Source organism: Enterococcus sp. DIV0436a (assembly GCF_051711605.1).
Classification (GTDB): domain Bacteria; phylum Bacillota; class Bacilli; order Lactobacillales; family Enterococcaceae; genus Enterococcus_B; species Enterococcus_B faecium.
In genome coordinates this window covers 2,381,741-2,400,921 of sequence record NZ_JBIONA010000001.1, presented here as the reverse complement: position 1 = coordinate 2,400,921, position 19,181 = coordinate 2,381,741, and the positions used below count along the sequence as shown (strand labels likewise).

Sequence of the window (19,181 nt, the reverse complement as noted above, 5' to 3'; positions counted from 1 at the left end):
GGAAGTTTGCGACAAAAACTGGTGCTGTCTCAAGCCCTTCAAATCCATGTATCACGTTTTGATTCTTTTAGTCATGTTAGCTGGCAAGTTTACGCAACTGATCAGGACGGAATCCGATAACTGTTTCTGCATCAGAAGTAATGACAGGAACACTTTGGAATCCTTGTGCTTTCAACCAGTCTACTGCTTCAGGCTGTTCATCGATATTGACTTCTTCAAAAGCAATTTGATTTTCTGTTAAAAACCGTTTGACCATCTTACATTGCATACAATTATTTTTAGAAAAGATTTTTACGTTCATGGTGAGTGCCTCCTCTAACACATTCTTATTATCTATAATAGATAGTATAAAACTCTTAGTAAAAAAGTCAAACAACAAACACTACATATTGTGTTGTGGAAACTGTGGAATACTAAGTTTTGTGTTTTTGAAAAAAGAGCTGAAAACAAGTATCGTGTGGGAAAATAGCAAATTTAATAGAGAAAAAATTGTGGAAAACTATGAAGAAATATTTTTTTCTCATTTTTATCTATCAATACTAAAGATTCGCTCATAATATCACAAGTATAATTGACATTCTCAATTACCGAGAGTATTCTATGTGAGAATGATTCTCATTTATTTGCGTAACACGTAAGAAAATTAGAACATATAATGAATGATTTTAATACATGATTTATTTCACAAGAGAGGAATCAATATGCAGACCTTAGCGCAGGCAAAGCAGAATTTCGTTTATCAAGTCGAACGAATCGAAACAGAAGAAAAAACAAAACGCCATTTGCAAAATATCGGGATCGTTGCCGGAAGTAAAATCGTCGTCGTCAATTTATCAGGCAACAATGCCATTTTACTGGTAAAAAGTCATCGAGTGGCAGTAAGTCGGGAAATACTAGGTCAAATCTTTGTCAATAAAAAGACTGCTTCCTCTGAAAGCTGGACTTCTCTTGATCAATTAAAAGCAGGAGAGACTGGGATCGTCGTAGCAATCCACGGACAAGGCGCAGTGAAGCGACGGTTAATGGATATGGGATTGACGCGAAATGTAAAAATAGTTATCCGAAAACTAGCCCCTCTGGGAGATCCAATCGAACTGACAGTGCGAGGGTATGAACTGACGTTACGAAAGTCAGAGGCCGAACTAATCTTGATACAAAGGGAGGAAAAAGAATGAATATCGCGTTAGTCGGAAATCCAAACAGCGGGAAAACTAGCTTGTTCAATCTCTTGACTGGTTCGAATCAATATGTAGGGAATTGGCCGGGCGTAACAGTAGAAAAAAAAGAAGGATCGTTGAAAAAAAATCCGAACATTCATATTCAGGACCTACCCGGCATCTATTCTTTGTCTCCTTATACACCAGAAGAAGTGATTGCAAGAGATTATTTGGTTCAGGAACAGCCTGAACTGATCATCAACATTATTGATGCTACCAATTTAGAACGAAATCTTTATTTAACTACGCAGTTATTGGATTTAGACATTCCTATGATCATTGGTCTGAATATGATGGATGTCATCAAAAAAGAAGGAAAAAAAATCAACCTAGAAAAGCTTTCCTATGGTCTTGGTGTACCAGTTTTACCAATCAGCGTATTGAAAAAGCAAGGAATCGAAAAACTAATCGAAAAGATTCAGGAGTCTGCAAAAAAGCGGCCTTCTATTCCTGTTCCCTGTACATATGATCCACGTGTAGAAGCAGCTTTACATGAAATTGAAGATGTACTAGGAGAACAAAGCGGCAAGAAACGCTGGTATACAATGAAATATTTTGAACGAGATCAGAAGGTAAGAGAGGATTACGAGATAGCAGTTTCTCAGCAAAAAGAAATCGAACAACTGATCCAGTTGACAGAGAAACTATTGGATGACGATAGTGAAACGATTCTAGTCAATGAACGGTATGAATTTATTACCCAATTATGTACACTCTGTGTTGTGTCAAATGATTCTTTCCAATTATCGATGAGTGACAAAATCGATCAGATTGCAACGAATCGTTGGTTAGCCTTGCCGATCTTCGCATTTGTGATGTGGCTGATCTATTATCTGGCTATTCAAACAGTAGGAACAATGGGGACAGATTGGATCAATGACACATTGTTTGGTACATGGTTACCAGAACATGTTGGCAGATTGTTAGCTGAATGGCAAGTAGCGGGATGGATGCAGGAGCTGATCTTGAACGGCATCATCGCAGGCGTGGGAGCAGTGTTAGGATTTCTACCGCAATTGATCATATTGTTTTTATGCTTGAGCTTTCTGGAAGACTGCGGATATATGGCGAGGATCGCTTTTGTCATGGATCGACTTTTCAGGAAATTCGGTCTTTCAGGAAAATCCTTCATTCCTATGCTGATTGCTACAGGATGTGGAGTGCCAGGCGTCATGGCCAGTCGCACGATTGAAAACGAGCAAGATCGTCGTTTGACGATCATGGTCACAACCTTCATGCCTTGTTCTGCAAAGTTGCCGATTATTGCCTTAGTAGCAGGGGCCTTTTTTCCTCATCAATCTTGGGTAGCTCCTTCTGCCTATTTTCTTGGTATGACTGCAATTATTTTCTCTGGAATCAGCTTGAAAAAAACACGTTTGTTTGCTGGAGATACAGCTCCTTTTATCATGGAATTGCCCGCATATCATTTTCCTCAATGGTCAGCGGTCCTAAGACAAACCTATGACCGCAGCAAGTCTTTTGTTAAAAAAGCAGGAACGATTATCTTTGTTTCTAGTATCGTGATCTGGTTCAGCTCTTCTTATAATTTTTATGCTCAACCTGTTTCTGAAGACCAAAGTATCTTAGCCTTTTTCGGGCGAATCCTGGCAGTTGTTTTTCAGCCGCTTGGTTGGGGAAACTGGCAAGGAACAGTCGCAGCGATTACAGGATTGGTCGCTAAAGAAAATATTATTGGCACATTTGGTATTTTGTTTGGTCATGCGGAAGTATCCGAAAATGGCAGAGAAATCTGGCAAGTGCTACAACACACATATACTCCCGCAGCAGCTTATTCATTGTTAGCCTTCAATTTACTTTGTGCGCCTTGTTTTGCGGCAATTGGGGCTATCCATCGGGAAATGAATGCCATGAAATGGACTTGGATCGCCATAGGCTATCAATGCGGTTTAGCTTATTTAGTTAGTTTTGTGATTTATCAGTTGGGACACTTATTGGAGGGTGGACAGGTAGCGTTAGGGACGTATCTTGCTGTTTTACTGATGATAGGACTCGTTTATGTTTTGTTCCGTCAGCCAAAATCCAAGAACCAGTTTTATACTATATTGTCATTAGAAGGAGAGGAATAGGATGGCGACATTCTTATTAAGTGTGTTAATCTTTGGAAGTGCAGGCGCGATTGTCTATACTCGTTTAAAATCCGGAAAGAATTGTGATGACTGTCAAACAGCTTGCCCAGTAAAAAAGGAACAGATCAAGCGATGATCAGTCGTTGCAAGAGGCTATTCTCCCCTTTTTTGCTTATTTTGCTAGAGCATAGTAAGATGAGGGAAAGTAAAAAAAGAAAGAGGAAAGAAAATGTCTGGAAAGAAAAAAATCGTCCGCCCGCGCTACCAGCAGATTGCTGTTGATTTAGCCGAACGTATCGTTGAAAACCGATATAAAGTGGGTGAGAAGATCCATGCCCGCTCAACACTTGCCAGTACGTACAATGCTTCTCCTGAGACTACCCGCAAGGCTATCAATGTGCTGGTAGATCTTGGAATCATGGAAGTACGGCATGGAAGTGGGGCATTTGTTGCTTCGAAGGAAAAAGCAAAAGATTTCCTATTGCAATATCAAGATGTACAATCCATCCAAGATACAAAAGCAGAAATCATGGCAAGTGTGGAGAAGCAACAAGATGAGCTGAATCATTTTTCTCAATTATTGGATCAGCTGGTCAATCAAACGAAGCGAATACATAAGATGAACCCTTTACTTCCGTTTGAATTATCTTTATCAGAAAAAGCAATGCATCTGGACCGTTCGATTAGCGAGTTGAATATCTGGCAGGCGACTGGCGCCACAGTTATCGCAATTTCTCATAATGAAGAACTGCTTGTTTCACCTGGCCCCTATGCTAAATTTACGGCAGGGGACATCGTTCATTTTATTGGAAATGAATATACGCTACAGCGTATGACAAACTTTTTTTACCCGGAGCATCAGCTTGCAGAATGATTGTGTGAAATATTAAAAAAATATTAACTTGGCTAAACCTTTTATTTACAAAGATTTAGCCAAGTTTTTTTCAGTTTGGACAAGCAAATTTCTTTCATTTTTGACAAAGTGACTACATGATGTTAACATAGTGTGGTCACTTTTTTCAGAAAGAAAAATGAATTTACATAAAAAAGGAGAATTTGTTTGGTAAAAGTAGAAGTAAAACATTTAACAAAGATATTTGGTAAAAAGACACAAGCCGCTTTAGATATGATGAATGATCACCAGCCGAAAACGGAGATTTTAAAGAAAACCGGTGCAACGGTTGGTGTGTATGACGTGAATTTTGACGTAAAAGAAGGAGAAATCTTCGTGATCATGGGGCTTTCCGGGAGTGGGAAATCCACATTGATCCGTCTATTGAATCGTCTGATTGAGCCAACTTCGGGCAGTATCTATATTGATGGAGAAGATGTATCGAAGTTAAGCAAAGAAGAATTGCGAGAAGTCCGTCGTCATAAAATCAATATGGTTTTCCAAAACTTCGGTCTGTTTCCACATCGAACGATCTTGGAAAATACAGAATACGGGTTAGAAGTCCGTGGTGTACCTAAAGAAGAACGACAAGAAAAAGCAGAAAAAGCATTAGAAAATTCTAGTTTGCTTTCATTTAAAGACCAATATCCTAGTCAGTTATCTGGTGGGATGCAACAACGGGTTGGCCTAGCCAGAGCTTTAGCAAATGATCCTGAGATCTTGCTGATGGACGAAGCGTTCTCGGCTCTTGATCCGCTGATCCGTCGAGAAATGCAAGACGAATTACTGGACCTGCAAGCCAATGTTCAAAAAACGATTATTTTCATTACCCATGATTTGAATGAAGCTTTACGGATTGGGGACAGAATCGCCTTGATGAAAGACGGCGAAATCATGCAGATCGGAACAGGTGAAGAAATATTGACCAATCCAGCAAATGATTATGTACGTGAATTTGTGGAAGAAGTCGATCGTTCCAAAGTGCTTACGGCTCAAAACATTATGGTACCTGCATTGACGACGAATATCGAATCTGATGGACCAAACGTTGCATTGACAAGGATGCGTAATGAAGAAGTCAGCATGCTGATGGCTGTTGACAGAAAGAGACACCTGAAAGGGATCATCACTGCAGATCAAGCGTTAGAAGCTAGGAAGCAAAAACGTCCATTGATCGACTTCCTAGATGAAAATGTGACGGTGATCGGGAAAGACATGGTGGTAAGTGATATTTTCAATATTATTTATGACTCACCGACTCCACTTGCAGTTGTAGAGGATGGAAAATTAAAAGGTGTCGTCATCCGAGGTAGTGTGATTGAAGCATTAGCAGAAACAAGCGAGGTGAGTGAACATGAATAATCTATTGAACTATCAATTACCAGTGGCAAACTGGGTAGAAAATATCACAGAATGGTTTACGACAACTTTTTCTGGCCTATTTTCATTTTTACAAACGATCGGACAGGCAGTGATGTCGGGGATTACAAATTTACTGTTAGTGATTCCAGCTCCTTTGTTTATCTTGTTATTGACGGTAGCAGCTTTCTTTATTTCTAAGAAACGTCCAGGACTTACGTTGTTCACATTAATCGGTCTATGGTTTATTTATAACCAAGGTCTATGGAATGATTTGATGAATACTGTCACACTTGTTCTTTTATCTAGTGTGATCTCAATCATCATTGGGGTACCATTAGGGATCTTGATGGCAAAAAGCAGTAAAGCCCAAAGTATTATCAAACCGATCCTTGACTTTATGCAGACAATGCCAGGATTCGTTTATTTGATTCCAGCAGTTGCATTTTTCGGTATCGGGATGGTTCCAGGGGTATTTGCCTCAGTCATCTTTGCTTTGCCACCAACCGTTCGTTTTACGAATTTAGGGATTCGACAAGTTCCTAAAGAATTAGTAGAAGCTTCTGATTCATTCGGGAGCACAAGTCGTCAAAAACTATTCAAACTAGAATTGCCTTTAGCTAAAAGTACGATCATGGCAGGGATCAATCAAACAACAATGCTGTCACTTTCAATGGTCGTTATTGCCTCTATGATCGGTGCACCCGGCTTAGGACGCGGCGTATTATCAGCATTGCAAAGAGCACAAGTCGGGAATGGATTTGTCAACGGGGTTGCATTAGTTATCTTAGCAATCATCATTGACCGTTTTACACAGCATTTGAACCAGCCAAACAATAAAAAAGCTGCAGGAGCAGCAACACAGAAAAGTAAAAAACGTCAAGGACTGATCATTGGTGCTGTAGTAGTAGTGATCTTAGGTGCGATTGGTATAGGGAGTTTTTCATCTGCCAAAGAAACAAAACGTATCAACTTATCTTATGTTGAATGGGATACAGAAGTTGCTTCAACAAATGTAGTCGGTGAAGTATTGAAACAAATGGGCTATGATGTAACGATGACGCCATTAGATAATTCAATCATGTGGAAATCTGTTTCAAATGGCGAGTCAGATGCCATGGTTTCAGCTTGGCTACCTAAAACTCATGGTTCACAATATGCACAATATAAAGATCAAGTCGAAGACCTAGGTGCCAATTTGACAGGAGCAAAAGTTGGTTTAGCAGTGCCAGCCTACATGGATGTAAATTCGATCGATGAGTTAACCGATCAGGCAGGTAAGAAAATCATAGGAATCGAGCCAGGAGCTGGTGTAGTTACGGCTGCTGAAAACACGATCCAAAAATATGACAACTTGAAAGACTGGAAAGTCGAGACATCTTCTTCAGGAGCAATGACCGTTGCACTAGGTCAAGCGATCAAAAAACACGAACCAATTGTAGTTACAGGATGGACACCTCATTGGATGTTTGCCAAATATGATCTGAAATACTTAGAAGATCCTGAAAACGGAATGGGAAGCGAAGAGCAGATCCATACGATGGTTCGAAAAGGATTGAAAGAAGACCAGCCAGAAGCTTACAAAGTATTAGACAATTTCCATTGGTCAGAAAAAGATATGGAAAAAGTTATGTTGGAAATCAACAATGGAAAAGATCCACAGCAAGCAGCAAAAGACTGGATCAAAGAGAACCAAGAATTAGTCGAAAGCTGGAAAAAATAAAAAGACAGACACGAAATAAATGGAGCTTCCAAAATTGGATCAAATATCCAAATTTGGAAGCTCCATGTTCGTCTCTATCTTTTTTGTCTATAAAAAAAGAGAATGCGTAGCTCATCTTCGAAACGTCCAAAGACGCCGACAAACTATTATGAATTTATGGGTGCGAGTCAAAGAGATCGATCGTAGGTATGAAAGACTAATGTGATTAAAGTTTATTATGTACGAAGTGCATTCTCAAAAAATATTAAAGAATATACATAGTTTATATACTTAAAAGTGATTAAATTCTTATTCAGGAATTATTTTGCTACGTTTCAAGAAGGAATTGTTTTTTGAAATTTAATGAATGTTAGAATAATAGTCTAAAAACATTAATTTAGGGGTGATTAGATTATGAAACATTTAAAAATTTTGTCTATTAAAGAGACACAACTTATCTATGGGGGTACCACTCATAGTGGAAAATATTATGGAAATGGAGTGTATTGCACTAAAAATAAATGTACGGTCGATTGGGCCAAGGCAACTACTTGTATTGCAGGAATGTCTATAGGTGGTTTTTTAGGTGGAGCAATTCCAGGGAAGTGCTAAAATGAAAAAAAATGCTAAGCAAATTGTTCATGAATTATATAATGATATATCTATAAGTAAAGATCCTAAATATTCTGATATTCTTGAGGTTTTACAAAAGGTATATTTAAAATTAGAAAAACAAAAATATGAATTAGATCCCAGTCCTTTAATAAATAGATTGGTGAATTATCTATATTTTACTGCTTATACTAATAAAATAAGATTCACTGAATATCAAGAGGAATTAATAAGAAATTTGAGTGAAATTGGAAGAACTGCTGGAATAAATGGTTTATATCGAGCAGATTATGGAGATAAATCTCAATTTTAATGATACTTATAATATTAAATATGTCTCAAAATTTTTTGATTAGAAAAATAGGTATATTGAATCAGTGCCATAAAAGTATTTATAGTTTGTAGGGGGAATCGTAATGGAAGAAAAAAATAGACTAAATGCTAAACAATGTTCAGATCAAGAGCTTAAAAAAATTAAAGGAGGTGCTGGAACAAAACCTCAAGGAAAACCGGCATCAAATTTAGTGGAATGTGTTTTTTCATTATTTAAAAAGTGTAACTAAAATTTTTTTTATGATATCCTAAAATCAGGAGGGGATCTCTTGATTACTATCGATACAAAAGCTTATCTATTAAGAATGTTCGTGGGAAACTTTTTCTTTTTTCTCTTATTTTATATGACTAATACTGATATTAACAAAAGAAAATATCTTTTTGTATGTTTATTGATACCACTCACTTTTTTTGTTGAATTATTTACTGATGTTTCCGCAGCTATACCTATAATCGGAAGTTATTTTATATTAAAGGAAAAGAAGAAAACTAATATAGTGCTTTTAAATAAATTACTATTATGTATGCTTATTGATGATTTCAGATCTATTATTACTTCCATGGTTATGACGTATATGTTTTCATTTGAAGGGATAAAAGGGTATAGTTATGTAGTATTCCAGATAATGCTTGATTCTTTGTTCTTACTGATGTTTATTTGGTTATATAGAAAATTAGCTATAAATAGGATTGTTGAACAGTCCAGTTCTAAACTTACTGCTATATTCATGATTTATTTACTTACAATTGGTTTATTTGTTTCTTATGTTGCTCATCAATATCAAGTATTTGATCATTTTGTGTTTGGTGTCTTAATATTTTTAATCATTCAAATGTTTGTTGTTCTATTTTTATTTATTAGAATAACTATTAGGCAACGAGAACAATATGAACAGCAATTGAAAAGAAAGGAATTGGTTTATCTAAAAAAATATACTGATTCACTGGAAAAAGATCAAGAAAAATTTGCCAGATTTAGACATGACTATAAAAATTTATTGCTGAGTTTAAAAGAAATCGCTAATCAAAACCATGATTCGATATTGGAAAAAGAAATAAAAGAATTAGAGATCTATTCTAATTCTTATCTAACCAATAAGTTTGAATATCGTTATTTAAAAAATATAAAAAATGAATATTTGAAAAGTTTGTTGATAGCGAAGCTATACCAAGCAAATAACAATAAGATTTGTTGTAAATTCGAATGTCCAAGTACTATTATTGAAGTTCCTGTTCCAATATTTGACTGTATTAGGGTGCTTGGAATTATTCTCGATAATGCAATTGAAGCATCTATAGAGAGTCAAGATAGAGAACTGTCTCTAGCTATTTACCGAGATGATAAACAGATAGAAATTTCGATATCGAATAGTTGTAGAGAGATACTACTCTCTATAGATACTCTAATGAAAAAAGGAATAACAACAAAAAAGGGACATCAAGGGTTAGGTTTATCTAGTATAGAGGAAATCAATAAAAAGAATCCCAATATGTTTGTGAACTATCAAAACGATCCGTATCAATTTACTACTCAAGTTATTTTGTTGTTTTGAGGGAAGGAGGATTTATGAGTTATCCAATAATATTATGTGAAGATCAAATTATACAATTAAATCAGTTAGAACGAATTATTGATAATTTCATTCTTTTTCACGATGAAGTATTTAAGATAGTATTGAAAACACAAAGTCCGTTAGAAGTTAAAAAATACCTCAAACAATTCCGACCAAAGCAAGGAATATATTTCTTAGATATTGATTTAAATCATGAAGTTAACGGTATAGAATTAGCAGAAGTAATCAGAAAATATGATGTTCAAGCAAAAATCATTTTTACAACTACTCATGATGAGATGTTACCCGTAACAATAAAAAGAAGAGTTGAAACGTTAGGATTTGTAACAAAAGATCAAACACTAGATGAGTATCGAAACGAGATTGTTGAGTTATTGTTATTAGCGCAAGAAAGGATAGATGCAACAAAACAGGTTACGAATCAAGCATTTGTTTTTTCCATAGGTTCTCAAACATTTACTTTTGATATAAATGACATTTATTTTGTAGAAGCTTCAAAATTACCACATAGATTATCATTGTGTACTAAAGATGGGCAGTACGAATTTTATGGAAGAATTAGTGAGCTTGAAAAGAAATATCCTATGTTAACAAGAATTAGTCGAGCGTGTTTAGTAAATATCTTTAACGTTAAAGAAATAGATTTTAAAAAACGTTCACTATATTTTGATTCAGAGTTGGCCAGAAACTTTACTTTAGGGAAAGCACAAAAAATTAAGGAGAAGTTGAAAGAAAGCACTGTTTAGTGGTTTTTTCTTTAGGGAGATTGCATTTTTCTAATAAAATAGATTCCTTCACTAGTGCAAATTTTTCTGAATCCTATTAAAGTTGTACCAATTTTTATAGCTGTTATTAGTTACGTGCATAACAGCAATATTAGTTACTGGAGGAATATTTCTATGGTCTGGAACCAAAAAAGGGCCAAATGAATAGTTCTTTTCTTGTTTTTATTAAGTACCATAAAGGGGAATTAAAATTAAATGTATGGTGGAAGATGCGAAAGATTTGGCAAATTCTACTAATTTTTAGAAAGTGTTTTTCATTTTTTAGTTAAAAAATTTATCCTGTCAAGTGCAATCCTATGATTGTACTTGATAGGATTTGAGATAATTACTTTCCTGTTTTTATAAATTTAACTTGCAGGAACAGGCTTTAATGCACATCCGACAAGTACATTACCAATACCTCCTGTAACGGCCGAAATAGGTCCTCCTGCAGCACCAACTACAGCGCCGCCAAGTCCTTTTGTAAAAATATCTCTACCATTACATTCCCAAAGAGTTTTTATCTGACTTTAATAAAAGATAAAAATTTAATATAATTATTATTTGTCAAATTAAGCGAGACAAAACTTTCCATTTACGTAACTCAAAAAAACTTCTAATGGTGTTTGGTAATTTAGTGATTTTCTAGGGATATGGTTTCTTTTGGACGCAACGGATGAGATGAATCCTTGATTGACTTGGTTGAATTCCATTTCTTTTGGTAGTCCATCTTTTCGGAGGAGTCCGTTTGAATGTTCATTTAATCCCCGTTGGGAAGGCGTTCCTGGGTCTGCGAAATAAATATCAATATCATTCGTATTACTAATACTTTTCCAATTAGAGAATTCTTTTCCACAATCAAAGGTAATTGATTTGAAAAGATTTTTGGGTACGGATTGAAGCCATTCATTAATCGAATTTTCAATATCAACTGCCTTACGGCCTTCTGGTTTCAAGGCGATAATGGCTTTTGAAAGTCGCTCAACGAGTGTGATGACGGCACTTTTATGGTGGATGCCGACAATCGTATCACCCTCTAAATGTCCAAATTCTTCTTCGAAAACGACATAATCTTTTTTACGTTCAGAAATATTTCTTTTGAATGCCTGTTTTCCACGTTTTTCCTTATAACCATTTGGTTTTCGTTTTCCTTGCATCGGTAAATGTAAAACATTGAATTCTCCCGTCTTAAACCGGCGATAGAGGGTACTTACTGAACAAGAGAAGGTTCGCTCTGCACGGCCAATAATGACGTCTGGGGTCCAACCTTCAGTTGATCTTTTTTCAATGTATTCTTTTTCCTCAGCAGGAAAAATGATTTCGGTTCTCCCACAACGTCGCTTATTTTCTTTGTATTGTTCAAAGTATTCAAGTGCTGTTCCACCACATTTGAGAAAGTTATAGACATTGTAAATTGTTTGGCGTCCACGTTTAAGCTGCTTCGCAACGATAGCAACCGGAGTTTCTTGATGAAAATATGCTTCTATCATTACAAGCTCGTTTGGTGTAAGATGGGTATAAGTCATTTATGTTCACTCTCCTTGTATGCTTTAGCGGGTATTACAATTTGAGTGTAACATAAATGGCTTTTTTATTTGTCTCGCTTAATTATACAAACGGCGAATTATAAAAACTAGCACAAGAAGCTTTAGTAAAAAGTTCTGTCCATTCCAAACTTTTGAAAAGATAAAGAACATACCTATGTTCGTAATCGACACAAACCAATCTTGAGGTTTGATATTTTTTAATTGTTTACGCACCGGTCCACATGCCGAATCCAGCACCTAATAAAGCTCCACCTACACCACAAGCAGCTATTGCATAAGGTCCTCCGGCTGAACAAAGTTTTACTCCTGCTGTTGCCCCAGAAAAAGTAGTGCCTAAAACTCCCACGGCACTCCCACCTTGAATATTTTTCAACTCTTCTGAAGATAATATAAATGTTGTTTTTGTGTTTTTAATATGCATACTACTTATTCTCCTTTTTTATTTTTTTCGAGCATCCCAGCCAGCTGCAGCACCTCCAGCGACAGCTCCATATAACCCTCCAACAACACCGCAAGCTGGTCCACAAATTGCTGTTCCTAAACCTGCACCACCTACTGCCACTGTGGTAAGTCCACCTACAACTTGCCCCAATTTTCCCCAAGCATTATTGCCTCCACCAACAGTTTGTGCATTTCCACAATACTTAGTTCCTTTACATTTTGCATGTTTAAACACGCTTCTTTAAATAATATTTTTTACGGTGCTACTGTAACATACGTATTTGATTAACAGTAAAAATCTTCCTGAAACTTATCAAGTTTATTCTTGAATAGTAAAATTTCCAAAATAAATTTGATTCAGGAATGAAAAAGTTAGTGTTCAAGAACTGTTTTCAAAGTTTTTGTGGAATTATGAGACAATATTTTCACTGTATTAAAGCTATATTGAGAATTTTTCTATAAAAATTTTTTAGAAGGAGTTGTGTTAGATAAGTGATAAAATCATTTCCTTTTGTGCAGCAACAAGATGAAAAAGATTGTGGTGTTGCTTGCCTTTCGATGATTTTAAAATATTTTAAAACTGATATCCCGATTCATAAATTACGGGACCTATCTGGGACTGATTTAGAGGGTACTTCAGCATTTGGATTGAAAAAGACATTTGAAAAATTGTCTTTTGATTGTATGGCTATTCAAGCAGATAGTGAGATCTGGAAAGAAAGAGATCTTATCTTACCATTAATTGCACATATATTGGTTGATAACAGCTATATGCACTACGTTGTAATTTATAAAACGAAGGGAAACGTACTATGGATTGCAGATCCCGCTAATGGAAAAAATAGAAAAACGATTGAAGCGTTTCAAAAAGAATGGACAGGTATTCTTTTATTACCTATGCCTAGAGAAACTTATATTCCTATTAAAGAAAAAGTAGCTGGATTAAGTTCTTTTTTGCCTATAATTTGGAAACAAAAAGGATTAGTATTCCACATCGTTTTAGCATCGATTTTCATTACGTTTTTTGGCATAGGAAGCTCATATTATTTTCAAGGTATTCTTGATTTTTTCATCCCTAATCAAGCACGTTCAACTTTAAATATAATTTCCATTGGCTTGATCGCTGTCTATTTATTTCGGGTATTGTTTGAATATAGTCGTAGTTATCTTCTTATTATTTTAGGACAGCGAATGAGTATGGCAATTATGCTTCAGTATTTCAAACATGTGTTAACTTTACCAATGAATTTTTTTGCTACGAGAAAATCAGGGGAAATTATTTCTCGTTTTCTTGATGCCAGTAAGATTATTGATGCTTTAGCAAGTGCTACGTTATCAATATTTTTAGATATTGGTATGGTGTTGCTTGTTGGGGTTACGTTAGCTATTCAGAATAGTACGTTGTTTTTAATCACTCTATGCTCTTTGCCTTTTTATGTAGTTGCAATATTCGCTTTCGTGAAAAGCTATGAAAAATCGAACAGGGAAGAAATGGCAGCCGGTGCAGCTGTAAATTCTAGTATCATAGAAAGTCTTAAAGGAATAGAAACAATTAAAGCATATAGCGGTGAAGAGAAAGTATATAACCGTATAGACCATGAATTTGTTAAATTAATGAAAAAATCATTTCGTACGGTTACGCTTGATAATATTCAACAAGGAATTAAACATTTGATTCAATTAATTAGCAGTGCATTAATTTTATGGCTAGGTTCTTATTTTGTTATGGATAATAGAATTAGTCTAGGTCAACTTATCACATACAATGCTTTACTAGTATTTTTCACAGATCCTTTACAAAACATTATTAATTTACAAGTGAAAATGCAAACGGCTCAAGTTGCAAATAATCGTTTAAATGAAATTTTCGCGATTGATTCAGAAAAATCGAACCAGTCTTTTGAATATATGCTTTCTGAACAATTATTTCAACAAGATATCACTGTAAAAAACGTTTCATTCTCGTATAGCATGAAGGCCCCAACGTTGAACGAAATTTCATGTACAATTCCTTCGCACAGTAAAACGGCTATAGTTGGAGTTAGTGGTTCTGGAAAATCAACTCTTGCAAAGTTATTTGTTCGTTTTTATGAAGCATCAGAAGGATCGATCCATTATGGAAACATTAATCACTTAGACATTCCTTTTCAGATATTACGCGATCGAGTGACATATTTGCCTCAAGAGTCATTTTTCTTTAGTGGAACAATCATTGAGAATCTTATATTCGGTTTAGATAGCCCACCAAGTTTCGAACAAATAATAGAAGTTTGTGAGATAGTCCAACTAAATGAATTTATTAATCAACAGCCATTACGTTACGAGACATTGTTGGAAGAAGGTGGAAATAATCTTTCAGGAGGGCAACGACAACGATTAGCCATAGCACGGGCTTTATTAAAAAATCCGGACATATTAATTTTAGATGAAGCAACTAGTGGATTAGATACCTTGTTAGAACATGCAATTATGAATTATCTCCTCAATTTAAAAGAAAAAACGATTATTTTTATTGCGCATCATTTACCAATAGCAAAAGCATGTGATCAAATTTTAGTTCTCCATGAAGGGCATTTGGTAGAAAAAGGAACGCACGATGAACTTCGTTTTGCCGATGGTATCTATCAAAAATTATGGGAAATCTAGGAGAGGGAAACAATTTATGCAGAATAATAATTGGTTCGAACATTCTAGTATCTATACTAAACAACATCATAGATTCTACCGTTGGGTGTTATACCCTGTAATTCTTTTTTTATGTATTATTGGATTGTTTTTAACCTTTGCTAAAAAAGAGGTTGTTATTCGGACAACGGCTCAATTGAACCCCGAAAAAATAGAGAAGTTACAAGTGCCATTAGAAGCTAAAATAATGGAAAACTTCCTAAAAGAAAATCAATTGGTTCATAAGGACGATGTGTTGGTTAGATTGGATTGTTCTTTAATAGAGAATGAAAAGGCTCAGATAGAACAAGAAAACCAACGTATTACTCAACAAATAAAGATGGCTCAGCTATTTATTGAAAGTATAAGTAAAGGAAAAAATTTGTTTTCAACGGATGACAGTTTTGGCTACAGTAATCAATTAAAGAGCATGTTGTCAGAAAAAGAATCACTCCGCTACGCTTTGAAGCAAAGTGAATTAAATGATCAAAAGCAATTAGAAGTATACGAAAAGACAAAAAGACAACTAGAAAAACAAATTGAGAGTTCAGATAGTAAATTACAAGAATGGCAACAAGTACAGGTAGCTTGGAGTAATAATCAATCATTAAAAGATTTTTCAAAAGAAATGATGGCAAACTATGAGAATTGGCAAGAACAACTAAATAATGTTTCTGATGATCAAAAAAATCAAGTGAAACTGACAATTTCAGCAAGCATAAATGAACAAATTGAGCAACTAAAAAAAGAAGTAGAACAGTATCAGTCAGAAAAAGCTAAATTAGTTAAACCAACTACTTCTGAGAATGACAGAATTAGTCAAACGGAAAAAGGAAAGCAAGAGCTAGAACAAGCAATAACAACTGTAAAACAAACAGTTATAGAGCTAAATGAAAAACAAGAGAAGAACCAGTCAGTTATCAAAAGTTTGGACGATCAACTTTCAAAAGGAATACTAAAAGCTCCTGTATCTGGAACGGTTCATTTAAATGAAGAAACAAAGGGACAAGCAGAACTAGCCAAAGGAACAGTGCTTGCAGAAATTTATCCGATCCACGAAAAATCAAAAATGAAATTTACAGCACTTTTACCTGCGAATGAAAGTACCTATATTAAAGAAGGGATGAAGGTTCATTTTAAATTGGATCAAAAAGGTGGGGCTCCGATTACGATCGACGGAACTTTAGATGAAATTTCAGAAAATTCTACTGCCACTGAGAAAGGTGTTTTTTATGCAGTGAAAGGAACGTTAAAAACAACTCAATCGTTTCCGTTTCGTTATGGATTAACTGGAGAGTTGTCTTTAATTGTAGGAGAGAAAACATATTGGCAACAAATTGTCGATGTGTTTCTAAATAAAAAATAATTATTTTTACTAAGAATATAGGAGGAGTTTATATGAATAAAAGAAGATGGATTGCTGTGGGAGTAGCGTGCGGATTATTGTTACTATCCATTACCGTCGCGCTAATTCCAGGAAAAGATAAAGAGGAAGCATCAAATACAACTCTAACAGGAATAAATAAGATTTTTTACGGATCTAACGAAATCACAGAAGAAACGTTAGAAGAAGGCGCATCAAATAAAAAGATTGTCAAACTATCCGTCAATGGAGTTATTGCAGATACAGGTGAAAGCAATCTTTTTAGTAGGGAACAATATAACCATCAGAATTTTTTAACACAGCTAAAGAAAATTCAAGAAGACAAAGCGGTTAAGGGAGTGTTATTAGAAGTAAATTCACCTGGAGGAGGAATATATGAAAGTGCTGAGATTGCTAAAGAAATGGCAAAAATTAAAAAGCTAGATATTCCTATCTATACTGCATTTAAAAATACAGCGGCAAGTGGAGGTTACTACATTTCTGCTGGATCAGATAAAATATTTGCTACGGAAGAAACAACAACTGGATCAATTGGTGTCATTATTTCTGGTTTAAATTATTCTGGCTTATTAGAAAAACTTGGCGTAACTGATGCGACGTATAAAAGTGGTGCATTAAAAGATATGATGTCACCTCAACACAAACCTTCAGAGGAAGAGAATAAAGTTATACAGGAATTTGTGATGAGTGCTTATGATCGTTTTGTCAATGTTGTAGCAAAAGGAAGAAATATGGATACTAATGCAGTGAAAGAACTTGCGGATGGAAGAATTTATGATGGTAACCAAGCAGTAGAAAATGGGTTGGTGGATCAAATTGGTTATTCTGAAGATGCATTAGATTCCCTAAAAAAAGAGAAGAAATTAACTGATGCGACGGTTATAGAATATAAAAATGACACAACTGGCTTTGCTTCTTCTTGGTTAGGTAATAAGATTGCTGAATGGCAAGGGCTAAAGGCAACTACATCAGATCGTGTAATTTCAGTTTTTGAAAAACTTGGATTTTCTGATACTCCAAAACCAATGTATTACTATGGAGGGCTATAAAATGAATAAGAAGAGTGGCATTGAAACTTTGCCTAATTATGTATTTGCGGGATTTAGGTTACGATTTTTTGCTTTTCTTATTGATTTAATTTGTATTAGCATCATCACCCATGCTACTATAGGTCTCTTTTACAAAATCATGGGACTGGAATCTGACAAATCCATCATTACTTTTTATGGTATAGCGTCATTAGCTATTTATTTAACCTATTTTGTACTTTTGACTAAGCTGAATTCAGGACAAACAATTGGGAAAATGATTTTTGGGATAAGAGTAGTGAGCTTTGAGGAAAAAGAACTAAGTTGGCAAACTATCTTTATTCGTGAGTGTATATGTAGGTTTATATTAAAAAATTTTGTATTTCAAATTGGGTATTTGGTGGCTGCTTTCACACCCAAGAAACAACATATTGGGGATTATTTTTCTAACACGTCAGTGGTTGTTATTCGTTCATTAGAAGCTATTAACTATGGTCAAAAAATTTCTAATTCTAAAACACTTAATCTGGAGAGAATTAAGTGAATAAGAGAAAAACAGAGTTTATTTTGATTTTAATTAGTGGAATAACAGGGATTTTATGTAGTCTTTTAGCATTGATGGGTGGTATGTTTCTATCTTCTATTGATTCAACTACTTTAAATACTACAGAACTAACCAGTAAGGATATAGATATGTTAGTCAATCTAAGCGGGAATGTTGTTTTATTTGGAGGAATTACCCTAGTTTTTTCGATAATGATTTTCATAATAGGTTTTTTAGTAAGAAAAAATCAAAAAACAGTGGTCTATGGTATTAGTTTACTCATTTTATCTATTATTCCATTTTTTCTTTTAACATTATTGTGGGTAATTCCTGGAGTTTTAGGTATTATTGCGGGATTGATGCTTCTAATAAGAAAGTCTTAATTAGGCAATGTGTAGACAACGTGAAACGAATTAATCAATTAAAAGCTAAATACGTTTTGAGAAATGATAACTTGTAGTCGATGGAAGACATGTAGATAAAAAAACTACGTGTCTTTTATTTATTCTAATTTTTTCGAAAAAAAGACACTCTCTGATTGTTGTATTAATGGAAAAGGGGAAAGCAGCAAGTAAATTTAGTTTTTCTATTAAATATTCTTCACTTTTTAACCTTTTATAGTACTTAGATTTAATCCTATATGTTTAGAGAGTTCATTGGCAGCATGATTTTGCAAAGCTTCTCGAATTATTGTTATATTAGAAACTTTACTGTTCATAATTATGCTTCTTTTTTAACTCAAAGTCCAAAAGGCTACAGTGGACTTTGAGTTAAAAATAAAAAGCCCTAGTTATTTTGAAAAATAAAAAAAGAACAGCGTAAATGTTTTCGAAATGCTTTCGCACCAACATTTACCTGTTCCGTGGGTTTGGCACCCAATGGGCCGTGAGGGGCTCGAACCCGCGACCCGCTGATTAAGAGTCAGCTGCTCTACCAACTGAGCTAACGGCCCGTACAAAAAGTACTTAATAATAGTAGCACTAAGAATTTTAAAATGCAAGACTACATTTAAAGAAAATCAGAAAAATCTTTA

Annotated in this window: 20 protein-coding genes and 1 tRNA gene; 16 read left to right on the top strand and 5 right to left on the bottom strand. The window is 34.9% G+C overall.

What is annotated here, in order from left to right; genetic code table 11:
• Positions 1 to 76: 76 nt before the first annotated feature.
• Entirely contained in the window at positions 77 to 301 is a 225-nt protein-coding gene (nrdH, locus tag IGL15_RS11855; RefSeq protein WP_002287795.1) for a glutaredoxin-like protein NrdH, read from the bottom strand.
• Between the two features lie 400 nt (positions 302 to 701).
• Here nrdH and IGL15_RS11850 point away from each other — a divergent pair, with 400 nt between their 5' ends.
• From IGL15_RS11850 to IGL15_RS11800, 11 genes are all read left to right on the top strand, one after another.
• Positions 702 to 1,175, top strand: a complete 474-nt coding sequence (locus IGL15_RS11850) for a FeoA family protein (protein ID WP_002287797.1) — start codon at positions 702 to 704, stop codon at positions 1,173 to 1,175.
• On the top strand, positions 1,172 to 3,304 hold the full coding sequence (gene feoB / locus IGL15_RS11845; RefSeq protein ID WP_104765623.1) for a ferrous iron transport protein B: 2,133 nt from the start codon (positions 1,172 to 1,174) through the stop codon (positions 3,302 to 3,304). Before IGL15_RS11850 ends, feoB begins: the two co-directional genes overlap by 4 nt.
• Position 3,305: 1 nt before the next feature.
• The gene (locus tag IGL15_RS11840) at positions 3,306 to 3,440 is read left to right on the top strand and encodes a hypothetical protein (RefSeq protein ID WP_002290587.1); all 135 of its coding nucleotides are present in this window, start codon (positions 3,306 to 3,308) and stop codon (positions 3,438 to 3,440) included.
• 93 nt (positions 3,441 to 3,533) lie between these two features.
• Entirely contained in the window at positions 3,534 to 4,178 is a 645-nt protein-coding gene (locus IGL15_RS11835) for a GntR family transcriptional regulator (RefSeq protein WP_002287801.1), read from the top strand.
• Between the two features lie 186 nt (positions 4,179 to 4,364).
• Entirely contained in the window at positions 4,365 to 5,558 is a 1,194-nt protein-coding gene (locus IGL15_RS11830; protein ID WP_002287805.1) for a quaternary amine ABC transporter ATP-binding protein, read from the top strand.
• Complete coding sequence (locus tag IGL15_RS11825) at positions 5,551 to 7,278, top strand: ABC transporter permease/substrate binding protein (RefSeq protein ID WP_002298506.1); 1,728 nt, start codon at positions 5,551 to 5,553, stop codon at positions 7,276 to 7,278. Before IGL15_RS11830 ends, IGL15_RS11825 begins: the two co-directional genes overlap by 8 nt.
• Before the next feature lie 393 nt (positions 7,279 to 7,671).
• Positions 7,672 to 7,869, top strand: coding sequence for a class II bacteriocin (locus tag IGL15_RS11820; RefSeq protein WP_002304799.1), 198 nt, complete (start codon positions 7,672 to 7,674; stop codon positions 7,867 to 7,869).
• Position 7,870: 1 nt separating this feature from the next.
• On the top strand, positions 7,871 to 8,182 hold the full coding sequence (locus IGL15_RS11815; protein WP_002287810.1) for a bacteriocin immunity protein: 312 nt from the start codon (positions 7,871 to 7,873) through the stop codon (positions 8,180 to 8,182).
• A 103-nt stretch (positions 8,183 to 8,285) separates the two neighbouring features.
• A complete protein-coding gene (locus IGL15_RS11810; RefSeq protein WP_002294600.1) occupies positions 8,286 to 8,432 on the top strand; it encodes an EntF family bacteriocin induction factor in 147 nt (48 codons plus the stop codon).
• 39 nt (positions 8,433 to 8,471) lie between these two features.
• Positions 8,472 to 9,755, top strand: coding sequence for a sensor histidine kinase (locus IGL15_RS11805; RefSeq protein ID WP_010727347.1), 1,284 nt, complete (start codon positions 8,472 to 8,474; stop codon positions 9,753 to 9,755).
• Positions 9,756 to 9,769: 14 nt separating this feature from the next.
• A complete protein-coding gene (locus IGL15_RS11800; protein WP_002325334.1) occupies positions 9,770 to 10,522 on the top strand; it encodes a response regulator transcription factor in 753 nt (250 codons plus the stop codon).
• A 590-nt stretch (positions 10,523 to 11,112) separates the two neighbouring features.
• On the opposite strand, the gene IGL15_RS11795 is transcribed toward IGL15_RS11800, so the two are convergent.
• From IGL15_RS11795 to IGL15_RS11785, 3 genes are all read right to left on the bottom strand, one after another.
• Positions 11,113 to 12,066, bottom strand: coding sequence for an IS30 family transposase (locus tag IGL15_RS11795; protein WP_000222572.1), 954 nt, complete (start codon positions 12,064 to 12,066; stop codon positions 11,113 to 11,115).
• 226 nt (positions 12,067 to 12,292) lie between these two features.
• A complete protein-coding gene (locus IGL15_RS11790) occupies positions 12,293 to 12,508 on the bottom strand; it encodes a Blp family class II bacteriocin (protein WP_002307138.1) in 216 nt (71 codons plus the stop codon).
• A gap of 18 nt (positions 12,509 to 12,526) precedes the next feature.
• Positions 12,527 to 12,763: a bacteriocin gene (locus tag IGL15_RS11785; RefSeq protein WP_104765564.1), complete on the bottom strand. Its 237-nt coding sequence runs from the start codon at positions 12,761 to 12,763 to the stop codon at positions 12,527 to 12,529.
• A gap of 257 nt (positions 12,764 to 13,020) precedes the next feature.
• Here IGL15_RS11785 and IGL15_RS11780 point away from each other — a divergent pair, with 257 nt between their 5' ends.
• Genes IGL15_RS11780 through IGL15_RS11760 form a run of 5 tightly spaced genes read left to right on the top strand, consistent with a single transcriptional unit; the run spans position 13,021 to position 18,531 of the window.
• A complete protein-coding gene (locus tag IGL15_RS11780; RefSeq protein WP_002307140.1) occupies positions 13,021 to 15,174 on the top strand; it encodes a peptide cleavage/export ABC transporter in 2,154 nt (717 codons plus the stop codon).
• Positions 15,143 to 16,558 carry an HlyD family secretion protein gene (locus IGL15_RS11775; protein WP_104765570.1) on the top strand — a complete coding sequence of 472 codons (1,416 nt, stop codon included), beginning with the start codon at positions 15,143 to 15,145 and terminating at the stop codon, positions 16,556 to 16,558. The genes IGL15_RS11780 and IGL15_RS11775 overlap by 32 nt, the downstream gene beginning before the upstream one ends.
• A gap of 32 nt (positions 16,559 to 16,590) precedes the next feature.
• A complete protein-coding gene (sppA, locus tag IGL15_RS11770; RefSeq protein ID WP_010727349.1) occupies positions 16,591 to 17,625 on the top strand; it encodes a signal peptide peptidase SppA in 1,035 nt (344 codons plus the stop codon).
• Position 17,626: 1 nt separating this feature from the next.
• Positions 17,627 to 18,148, top strand: a complete 522-nt coding sequence (locus IGL15_RS11765; RefSeq protein ID WP_104765565.1) for an RDD family protein — start codon at positions 17,627 to 17,629, stop codon at positions 18,146 to 18,148.
• Positions 18,145 to 18,531 carry a DUF4064 domain-containing protein gene (locus IGL15_RS11760; protein ID WP_002294609.1) on the top strand — a complete coding sequence of 129 codons (387 nt, stop codon included), beginning with the start codon at positions 18,145 to 18,147 and terminating at the stop codon, positions 18,529 to 18,531. The genes IGL15_RS11765 and IGL15_RS11760 overlap by 4 nt, the downstream gene beginning before the upstream one ends.
• Positions 18,532 to 19,027: 496 nt before the next feature.
• Here the strand turns inward: IGL15_RS11760 and IGL15_RS11755 are convergent.
• Positions 19,028 to 19,100, bottom strand: a tRNA-Lys gene (locus IGL15_RS11755).
• Positions 19,101 to 19,181: the final 81 nt, after the last annotated feature.